Annotated in this window: 2 protein-coding genes; one reads left to right on the forward strand and one right to left on the reverse strand. The window is 63.8% G+C overall.

From position 1 onward, the window contains the following. Positions 1–322, forward strand: a 322-nt coding sequence (locus AC1U89_RS24855) for a putative quinol monooxygenase (RefSeq protein ID WP_479902278.1), incomplete at its 5' end; no start/stop codon positions are given. On the opposite strand, the gene AC1U89_RS24860 is transcribed toward AC1U89_RS24855, so the two are convergent. Next, positions 291–423: homocysteine S-methyltransferase family protein (locus AC1U89_RS24860; protein ID WP_479902279.1), on the reverse strand; the 133-nt coding region annotated here is incomplete at its 5' end. The genes AC1U89_RS24855 and AC1U89_RS24860 overlap by 32 nt on opposite strands.

Consider the following 423-nt stretch of genomic DNA (forward strand, 5'->3'; position numbering starts at 1 on the left):
GTCCTACTACGGTAGGGCTATGACCTTTGCGAATGTGGGAACGCTCGGCGCTGTCTCAGGTAAGCGCGACGAGTTGGTGCGCCACCTGACTCAGCGCAGCGAGACCCTCCAACAGATCGGCTGCCTTGCTTACGAGGTTGGAGTGAACGACGACGACCCGGACACCGTGTTTGTACTGGAACTGTGGGAGAACGAGGAGGCGCATCAGTCTTCCCTCGCGTTGCCGGAGGTCCAGGCATCCATCACGGTCGCACGCCCGCTACTGTCCGGTACGTTCGGAGGGTTTCGATTCAACGTTGTGGGGTCGCCACTTCGCGACTGACGCGAACCGCTGACAGCCTTGCCACGGCGGCAATGTCCCGCGGCGTCGTCCGGCAGCACCCTCCAACAATCCGGGCACCGAGGCCACGCCAGGCGCGGGCC

Source organism: Caulobacter sp. 05T431 (assembly GCF_056665975.1).